At 59.1% G+C, this 8,534-nt stretch carries 8 protein-coding genes and 1 tRNA gene; 6 read left to right on the forward strand and 3 right to left on the reverse strand.

Features of this window, described 5'->3' with window-relative positions:
* Positions 1 to 129 precede the first annotated feature (129 nt).
* Together AGR7B_RS07830 and AGR7B_RS07835 are read right to left on the reverse strand one after the other, a co-directional pair.
* Positions 130 to 2,643 carry a GcvT family protein gene (locus AGR7B_RS07830; RefSeq protein WP_080856408.1) on the reverse strand — a complete coding sequence of 838 codons (2,514 nt, stop codon included), beginning with the start codon at positions 2,641 to 2,643 and terminating at the stop codon, positions 130 to 132.
* A gap of 299 nt (positions 2,644 to 2,942) precedes the next feature.
* The gene (locus AGR7B_RS07835) at positions 2,943 to 5,579 is read right to left on the reverse strand and encodes a mechanosensitive ion channel family protein (protein ID WP_121490408.1); all 2,637 of its coding nucleotides are present in this window, start codon (positions 5,577 to 5,579) and stop codon (positions 2,943 to 2,945) included.
* Positions 5,580 to 5,701: 122 nt separating this feature from the next.
* Between AGR7B_RS07835 and AGR7B_RS07840 the strand changes: the two genes are divergently transcribed.
* The 6 genes from AGR7B_RS07840 to AGR7B_RS07860 all read left to right on the forward strand — a co-directional run bounded on the left by AGR7B_RS07840 (position 5,702) and on the right by AGR7B_RS07860 (position 7,517).
* Positions 5,702 to 5,956: a GlsB/YeaQ/YmgE family stress response membrane protein gene (locus tag AGR7B_RS07840; protein WP_065655036.1), complete on the forward strand. Its 255-nt coding sequence runs from the start codon at positions 5,702 to 5,704 to the stop codon at positions 5,954 to 5,956.
* 155 nt (positions 5,957 to 6,111) lie between these two features.
* Positions 6,112 to 6,187, forward strand: a tRNA-Lys gene (locus AGR7B_RS07845).
* A 179-nt stretch (positions 6,188 to 6,366) separates the two neighbouring features.
* Positions 6,367 to 6,618, forward strand: coding sequence for a hypothetical protein (locus AGR7B_RS07850; protein WP_020810465.1), 252 nt, complete (start codon positions 6,367 to 6,369; stop codon positions 6,616 to 6,618).
* A 200-nt stretch (positions 6,619 to 6,818) separates the two neighbouring features.
* Positions 6,819 to 7,049: a hypothetical protein gene (locus AGR7B_RS07855; RefSeq protein WP_003524760.1), complete on the forward strand. Its 231-nt coding sequence runs from the start codon at positions 6,819 to 6,821 to the stop codon at positions 7,047 to 7,049.
* Between the two features lie 76 nt (positions 7,050 to 7,125).
* Positions 7,126 to 7,272, forward strand: coding sequence for a hypothetical protein (locus AGR7B_RS25840; protein ID WP_158080269.1), 147 nt, complete (start codon positions 7,126 to 7,128; stop codon positions 7,270 to 7,272).
* Positions 7,273 to 7,328: 56 nt separating this feature from the next.
* Complete coding sequence (locus AGR7B_RS07860) at positions 7,329 to 7,517, forward strand: hypothetical protein (RefSeq protein ID WP_003524758.1); 189 nt, start codon at positions 7,329 to 7,331, stop codon at positions 7,515 to 7,517.
* 235 nt (positions 7,518 to 7,752) lie between these two features.
* Here AGR7B_RS07860 and AGR7B_RS07865 read toward each other — a convergent pair whose 3' ends face one another.
* Complete coding sequence (locus tag AGR7B_RS07865; RefSeq protein WP_078053044.1) at positions 7,753 to 8,001, reverse strand: hypothetical protein; 249 nt, start codon at positions 7,999 to 8,001, stop codon at positions 7,753 to 7,755.
* Positions 8,002 to 8,534: the final 533 nt, after the last annotated feature.

The following is an 8,534-nucleotide window of genomic DNA, read 5'->3' on the forward strand; positions in this document are numbered from 1 at the left end:
AAGATAGCAGGCTCATTTTTCAAAATCATTAATAACACTTTTGCCGGAAAAGCAGTTGAGCACATGCTTACCTAAACGGAAATACGGCCCGCGAGGGGCCGTATTCCGACTTTGGGAGGGATATTTGTCTCAGGCGCGCAGAAGCGCATTGTCCGTGTCGAACGGGCTTTCTTCCACCACTTCGGCATCATAGGACGTACCGAGAATGCGGATCTTGAGCTTGGTGCCCACGGCCGCATATTCCGGTTTGAGCATGGCGAGCGCGATGGATTTGCCGAGACGCCAGCCGAAACCGCCGCTCGTCACGCGGCCCGCAAGCGCGCCGTTTTCATCGACGATTGCCTCCGAACCGCGCGCATCGACATCCGTATTGCCAGACACGGTGAGCGTCGAGAACACCCACTTCACGCCGGCCTCTTTATAGGCCACCAGCGCATCGCGGCCGATGAAGCTCTTCTCCGGGCGCAGGAAGCGGTCGAGACCCGATTCATAGGCGTTATATTCGACCGACAGTTCGCGTCCCATGTTGCGATAGGATTTTTCGAGCGACATCGAGACCATGGCGCGGATACCGAAGGGCTTGATGCCGAATTCGGCGCCCGCTTCCATCAGCCGGTCGAAGATGTAGTTCTGCATCTCGATCGGGTGGTGCAGTTCCCAGCCAAGCTCGCCCACGAAATTGACGCGCAGCGCATGCGCCGTCGCCACGCCGACAGAAATCTGCCTGCCGGTGAGCCAGGGGAAATCCTTGTTCTCAAGGCTGGTGCGGGTCAGCTTCTTCAGGAGATCGCGCGACTTCGGACCGGCAAGAACCAGCACGCCGTATTTCTGCGTGATCGGCTGCAGCACAACCGAACCATCGGTGGGCGCAAGGCGGCGCAGCACGTCATGGTCATGCGCTTCGAGACCACCAGCCGAAACCATGTAGAAGCGGCCCGGCGCCCATTCATAGACCGTGAATTCCGCCTTCACGCCGCCATTCGGCGTCAGAAGATGGGTGAGCGCGATACGGCCACGCTTCTTCGGCACCGCATTGGCGAGAATGCTGTCGAGCCATGCCCGCGCACCGGGGCCGGAAACCTCCATCTTGGCGAAGGCCGACATATCGAGCACGCCGACATTCTGGTGAACATTCTTCACCTCGTTGCCGACATGTTCGAAATAATTCGAGCGGCGGAACGACCATTTCTCGACGATACGCCCGTCATCCAAAGCCGGCGCATGGTTGTGGCTGGTGATGACATCCGCACCGACGCCGAGATCTTCCTCGCGCAGCGCATAACCTTCCGGCGCATACCAGTTGGCGCGCTCCCAGCCATAGACGGAGCCGAACACGCCGCCGAGCTTCTTCAGGCGGTCATAAACCGGTGTCGTCTTCAGCGGACGGGCGGCGGAGCGCTCTTCGTCCGGGTAATGCATGGTGAAGACATTGGCATAGGCTTCCTCGTTCTTGGCGATGAGGTAACCTTCCGTAGCGTAAGGGCCGAAGCGGCGCGGATCGACACCCATCAGGTCGAGCGTCGGCTCGCCATCGACGATCCACTCGGCCAGCTGCCAGCCGGCACCGCCGGCAGCTGTGATGCCGAAGGAATGGCCTTCGTTCAGCCAGAAATTCTTGAGGCCCGGAGCGGGACCGACAATCGGGTTGCCGTCAGGCGTATAGGCGATAGCGCCGTTATAGACCTTCTTGATGCCCACTTCGCCGAAGGCCGGAACGCGCACCATGGCGGTTTCGATATGCGGCATCAGGCGGTCGAGTTCTTCCTGGAACAGCTCATATTCGCTGTCATCGGAAGGACCGTCGACGTAACAGACGGGCGCGCCGACTTCATAAGGACCGAGGATCAGGCCGCCCGCTTCCTCACGCATGTACCAGGCGGAGTCGGATTCGCGCAGCACGCCCATTTCCGGCAGGCCCTGGCGACGACGCTCCTGGATGGCCGGGTGCGGCTCGGTGACGATATATTGATGCTCGACCGGAATGACCGGAATGTTGATGCCGACCATTTCGCCGGTCTTTCGGGCAAAGGAGCCCGTGCAGGATATGATATGCTCGGCGATGATCTCGCCCTTGTCGGTCGTCACCTTCCAGTGACCGTCTTCCAGCTGCTCGATGGCGGTGACGGTGGTGTTGCGATAGATGGTCGCCCCGCGGTCACGCGCGCCCTTGGCGAGCGCCTGCGTCAGATCGGCAGGCTGAATATAACCGTCATCAGGATGCTGGATGGCGCCGAGCAGGCCGTCCGTCTCGCAGAGCGGCCAGATTTCCTTCACCTGCTCCGGCGTCAGCATGTTGACGCGCACGCCGATAGTCTCGGCGATGCCGGCATAATACATATATTCGTCCCAGCGATCCTTGGTGCGGGCGAGACGGATATTCGAGACTTTGGAGAAGCCGACATTCATGCCGGTCTCTTCCTGAAGCTCCTCATAGAACTTCACGGAATATTTGTGAATCTGGCCAACCGAATAGCTCATGTTGAACAGCGGCAGAAGCCCGGCCGCATGCCAGGTGGAACCCGAAGTCAGCTCCTTGCGCTCGATGAGCACGCTGTCGCTCCAGCCCTTCTTGGCAAGATGATAAAGCGTCGAAACGCCAACGACGCCGCCACCGATCACCACCGCCCGTGCATGTGTCTTCATTTACAGAACCCCTGAAAAGCGCCGGCCTTGCCTTATTCCGCCGACATTGGATGGGAGGAATATGAAGCGCTTGCGGGTTGTTCAGCCGCCTGATTGCGACATGGCCATAGGGTGCTGCGACAGGGAAGAAAATGCGGAGCACGCCAGATGAATGCAGCACAGCTTTGCCGCTCGTTTCTTCTCCCCGTCGGGAGAAGGTGGCCCGAAGGGTCGGATGAAGGGGGCAAGCTGTCTAAATACGTCTACCCTAGCCCCCTCGTCCCGCTGCCCGGAACTCGACGTCCACAAGCAACAGCGATCTACGCTTTCGCGTCGGGTTTCTCCTTCGGCTCAGTCAGCTTCTCGCTCTTCGAGGCCTCTTTCTCTGCCGTTGCCGCCCCCGTATGGGCCACCACTGCCTTGTCGCCCTCCTCCGAAAGCAGCGCCGCCAGCATCTGCGGGTTGGCGTCGCCTTCCACGTGGATGTTGAGGTTGCGCTGCGGGAACGGGATGTCGATCCCCTCCTCCCGGAAGCGCTGGAGGATTGCGATACGGAGCGCGTTTTTCACACCAAGACCGTTGGAGAGATCGGCAAGGTGGAAACGCAGTTCGAAATCCAGCGAAAAATCGCCAAAGCGCAGGAACTCCACATGCGGCTCGGGATTGCGCAGCACCGGCGGGTGGGCGCGCACCAGTTCCAGCAGAATATCCATCACCTTCTGCGGATCGGAATCGTAAGAGACGGAAACGGGAATTTCCGCGCGCATGATGCGGTTGCGGTGTGTCCAGTTGCCGACCGAGGAATTGATGAACTCCGAATTCGGCACGATGATCGACTGGCCGCGGAAGGTTTCGATTTCGGTGGCGCGCACGGAAAGCCGCTTGACGGTGCCTTCCGTCGTGCCTGTTACCACCCAGTCCCCAACCTTGAAGGGGCGCTCCACCAGCAGGATGAGGCCGGAGACGAAGTTGGAGACGATGTTCTGCAGGCCGAAACCGATACCGACCGAAAGGGCCGACGCCACCAGCGCCAGGCTGGAGAGGTTGAGGCCGGCGGAGGAAACGCCGAAGATGGCGGCAACGGCGATACCGAGATAACCGATACCGGTCTTGACCGAGTTGCGCACCCCGGCATCCACCTGGCCGCGCGCCATGACGTTATTGTCCAGCCACTTCTGGAACCAGCGGGTGACGATGTAACCGATGGCGAAGACGAGAACGCCGCCGAAGAGGCCAATCAGCGAAATCGAAGCATTGCCGACGGTGATGCCGGTCAACAGACGATAGGCCCAGCTTTCGATATCGCCCGGCTGGAAGCCCCAGGAAAACAGGATGAGCGGCACGCCGAAGGCAAGCGCGACGGCATAGATGCCAAGCCCTGCGGCAAGACCGGCCTGATCGAGCGCCACCACGCCGAGACCGAAACGCCGCGCGAGATAACGGCCGGCGAGCGATTCCGCAAAGGCGCCCTGTCGCGAAATCGCCTTGCCGGAGAGAATGCCGATATACATCGTCGCCAGCACCGCGCCGGTGGCGACGATCTGCGTGGCGAGGAAGCGCGCAAGCCCGACATAACCCGTCAGGCAGGCGCCGATGAGAATGAGGCCGCCCACCCGCAGCAGGATGACGAGCCAGCGCGGCAGGCGCTGGTTGCCGGTGTCATAATCCTGCCCCTCGCCGATCACCGGCCGCAGGAACGACACGGTCAGCAGGATAAGGCCAATGATGATCGAGGCGAGGAAACTCTTGGCAACCGTGACGATCAGCGGCGAATAAAGCGTCTCGCTGATCGTGCCGAGCAGGTAATCGAGCCCGTTGACGAGCGCCATTAAAAGCACGGCCGAGGACAGGGTGTGCGCGCCCTTGTTGGACACCTTCAGAAGACGCCATTCCGGCTGCGTCGGCGCAAAGATCGCATAGCTCAGCCGCGAGACGAAATAAACGAAACCGGTGATCGCCATCGCCCCGAACAGGATCGGCGCGATATCTGACCGCAGCACGTTGAAATTATCGAGGAAGAAGGCGGAGGTGACGAGAAACAGGAACAGCGACAGCGACTGCACCATGGTCGACCAGAAGGCCACCGAAAGCCGTCTCAGATAGGAAGGCTCGCCCGTAAAGGCCCGCCGGTCCATGCGGCTGCCGAAAAACCGGTAACCGCCCACGAGAAACAGTAGGGCGGCCATGATCGACAGCGTCACCGCCCCGAACATCGGCAGGCGCTTGTAATTCCAGACGAAACTCGCCCAACTGCTGAAAGCGTTGTTGAGGTTGGTCAATTCGGTCAAAAAGGCGGAGGAGGCATCGCCCAGCGTCTGCGCCGAAACCTCCGTGCGCTTGAACAGGGTGGCGGCGAAAAGCGCCCGGCGAACGGCAGTGACGTTATTGGAAATCTGCGCGGCATTGGTGGCCGTGCTCTCCACCTCGCCGGCAATCGCATTCACCTCGGCCCGTTCCGCCGTTAGCCGGTTTCGCTCCTCCGTCACCATGCTGGCTTCCGGCGGCTGGTCGTCCGCAGGCGCCGCACCCAGCGCATCCAGCCGGGTCTTGATCTGGTCGAGACGGGTGCGCAGCTTGGTGTTGGCGGCGGCGGCATCGGCGGCAATGGTGTCGGCGCGGCCCTTCAGGTCCACAAGCTGCACATCGTCGCTGCCGCCCGCTTCCACCTGTTTGGCGATCGCCGCGACATCGGCCTTCCATTTCTCCAGCTCCGCCCTCGCCTGTTCGACGGTCGAGGCCTGGATAGCCACCGGGGCGGGCGATGTTGTTTCCCCCTGCGCCGCAGCCGGCATTGCCGACAAAAGACCGCCGGCCAGAAAAAGCACCATGGCCATTATCACCGCCATGGCGCCCCTTTGCCGTCGATCCCGCACCAGGCCGTCGAACACCCTTCTGCCGTCCATCAATCCGCCGAACATCAACCGCACATCCATGCCTTTCGTCTCTTTGCGCCGCATCAGGCTTTTTAGCGCCTGCCGCGCGGAAAACCACCCGCATAAAGCGAGGTTTTCAGGAGTTTGCCTTGCTTTTCACCACGAGAATCATCACCTTTGATGATGCAGCAACATGGGAGGAAATCATGGAATCTGCTGGCATTGGCTGGATCGCAGCCATCATCATCGGTGGTGTCGCCGGGTGGCTCGCCGAACAATTCATGAAAAGCAATATGGGTGTTTTCATGAACATCCTTCTTGGAATCGTCGGCGCGATCGTCGCCAACGCCATCCTTTCGGTATTTGGAATCGTTCTGCAAGGTTGGCTCGGTTACCTCATCGCCGGCTTCATCGGCGCCTGCATCCTCATCCTCATCGGCCGGGCTTTCAGGCGCGGATGAATAAAAGGAAAAATCCGTAAAACCCCGGATTTCCAGACTTTTCCAGCGCGACTGAAATTTTTTCGTCACAAAAATCGAAGAAATTTCATTTCCGCGCTGGACAAGCCCAAACTTCCCCTTTATACGCCCCCTCACACCGCCACACGGTGCCGGTCGGGTGATTAGCTCAGTTGGTAGAGCAGCTGACTCTTAATCAGCGGGTCGTAGGTTCGAGCCCTACATCACCCACCAAATTCTTCCTGAAATGACAAGACGTTGCGATGCTAACTTAAAGCATCGCATGATCGCTTGTGCCGATTCGGTCCCTCACTTTCGCATTGCCATGCCCTGCCGCTGGCAACGATATCCTCAAGAGACAGGAATCTCGTTGCAGCACCGCCCGTTTCCCCAAAGCTGTCTCAATCGTCCTTATGATCGGGACCATGAGATTGCTCATCAACATATTGCTTTTCATTCTCGGTGCGGTCGGGAGCGGGATATGTGCGTTTTTATTGTCGGCAGCGCTCGCCGATTCCGGATTTCTCGGCTCCTGTTTTGAAGGAAATTGCGCTTATGCGGCGCTTTTCATGGTGCTTCCCGTCACATGGTTCGTGCTTTTTGCGCTTTATGTGATGGCGCTGCTGATCTGGCGGCGAAAGCCTTTCCGGAACGGAAGGCTCTGAAAACTTAGATGGCGACGTCATCGCCGCCGCGCACGCGTTGACAGCGATCAAGACTTGCCGCTAACGTCCGCCTGCTGGGGGATTCGCTGCCAGTGATATGCGGGCCTCATGAGCAACCCGATATCACCGGCCTCTGAATGTGCATGTTCCGATTTGCGTCTCGCGTATGTGGACATGACGGAAAACAGGGAGACCAAAGGATGCGGGCCGCAATCAATTCCCCGTCGCTTTCGATCGACACCATGGACTATCAGGCCGAGTGCCAGTTCGCACTTGAACCTTCCATTCACGGGCTGATCGAAAAAGCCGAACATGCCGGCTGGAACCGCCAGCAGGCCGCCCTTGCCATCGTCGCGCTCGCCAGCGAGCATCTCACCGATCTATTGTCCGCCGGCGGCGTTCCCGCGCCGGATCAACGCCCCCTCTCCTGATACCCTCCTCAACCCGGGCGGATCAGCGCCGGCGTCATCGAAACATCATCGCAAAAATCAACACAGCAGGTTCGGAGTGTCCCTGTCGACACTGCCGGAACAGGTTCGTGCTGTGAAGGCCGACGTGTGGGCAAAGTCGATCCCGCACGGCACCCGGACGCAGCTCGTCGCGCCGCGTTCATCGCGCCGGGCGCCAAACCGCCTGCCGGCAACCCTGCCATAGTGTTGACACAAGCCACCAATAATGAGAACATAAAGTGAACATTATGGAGGTCAGCGATGAACACAGCAGACGCAGCCATAGAAAATGCCCTTTCCGTTGTCGCCCGCTCCCGCGATATGCGCGAACGCGCGCTCGAGCGGCGGCGCGAGCTGCAACGGCGAACGGAAGTCATCATCACCCGGCCGCTTTACGTGCTCAAAAAGAACGAAGGGCCGAAACAGCTGTCGCTGAAACTCGACAGCTAGGGCACGCCCGGTTTAAACGGAATCGGTGGGCGTGCTCTACCTCTTTGTTTTTACGCATTTCCGGACGTGAAACCGCTTCGCACTTTTACTGGAAATGCTCTACTCGCCGATGCAAAGAACCGGCAAGCGTGGCGCTGTGAAAGCGGAGGCTGCCCCACTTTCCTCCCGAAAGCAAAATCCCGTGCGGATCAACTCACGCACGGGATTTTTAGAATGAAGAGGTTGTTGTGCGTGTTTATTGCATGCGTTGCATTGCGGCTTCTGGTTCACCGGTCGTCGCAACCGCTGGCGGAAGGCGGTCGGTCTTTTTCAGGATGACGACTGGCTTTTCCACCGGATCTGTCGGCGGAACGATGCTTGCGGTTTTGAATTCACGGTCTACGGCAGGAACGGAAGCGTTGATCTGTTGATGACCTGCGCATTCCGCAAGCGCTGCACTGGCGGAAAAACCAAAGACAGCGGCGATAATGAGAACTGATTTCATGTCATTCTCCCTTCGCTCTGGTGGCGATCTCCAGTCTAGGTGGAGACGGGCCGGATTGAAAATCACACTTTAGAGACATCTAAAGCTCATGATCATTTCGGCAGTCGTCGTCATCGATGTGCGTGGCAGACAACAGGCAAATGCCGTCGCCCTTATTTCTTCCGCACATCCAGCGGATTTCGGCAAAGCGGTCTGCGAAATATCATCGCCACATAACTTCCCTTAAGAGAAATGAGGCTTGGCGTGTAAGTCGAAACCTTCGCCGTGTTGGCGGCCTTTATCGTTCTCCCCTCAGAGGAATTCTGCTGCATGGCACGCCTCCTTCCATGAGCGATAACGAAAATGCGCCGGTCTTGTTCCGCATTGCCCTCTCTTTGCTCCGAGAGAGGTCAAGGCGCTGCCGGTTGTTTCTTCTCCCCGCCGGGGAGAAGGTGGCCCGAAGGGTCGGATGAGGGGGCTAGCGCAGAGATATGCGGAGAGCTTGCCCCCTCATCCCGCTGCCACGCGTAATAACTTCGTATAGCATACATTAT

This window comes from Agrobacterium deltaense RV3, from assembly GCF_900013505.1.
Lineage (GTDB): Bacteria > Pseudomonadota > Alphaproteobacteria > Rhizobiales > Rhizobiaceae > Agrobacterium > Agrobacterium leguminum.

Bases quoted from the DNA above. Each gene is read 5' to 3' on its own strand.
- AGR7B_RS07830 (WP_080856408.1), bottom strand. From the start codon at position 2,643: ATGAAGACACATGCACGGGCGGTGGTGATCGGTGGCGGCGTCGTTGGC.
- AGR7B_RS07835 (WP_121490408.1), bottom strand. From the start codon at position 5,579: ATGCGGCGCAAAGAGACGAAAGGCATGGATGTGCGGTTGATGTTCGGC.
- AGR7B_RS07840 (WP_065655036.1), top strand. From the start codon at position 5,702: ATGGAATCTGCTGGCATTGGCTGGATCGCAGCCATCATCATCGGTGGT.
- AGR7B_RS07850 (WP_020810465.1), top strand. From the start codon at position 6,367: ATGATCGGGACCATGAGATTGCTCATCAACATATTGCTTTTCATTCTC.
- AGR7B_RS07855 (WP_003524760.1), top strand. From the start codon at position 6,819: ATGCGGGCCGCAATCAATTCCCCGTCGCTTTCGATCGACACCATGGAC.
- AGR7B_RS07860 (WP_003524758.1), top strand. From the start codon at position 7,329: ATGAACACAGCAGACGCAGCCATAGAAAATGCCCTTTCCGTTGTCGCC.
- AGR7B_RS07865 (WP_078053044.1), bottom strand. From the start codon at position 8,001: ATGAAATCAGTTCTCATTATCGCCGCTGTCTTTGGTTTTTCCGCCAGT.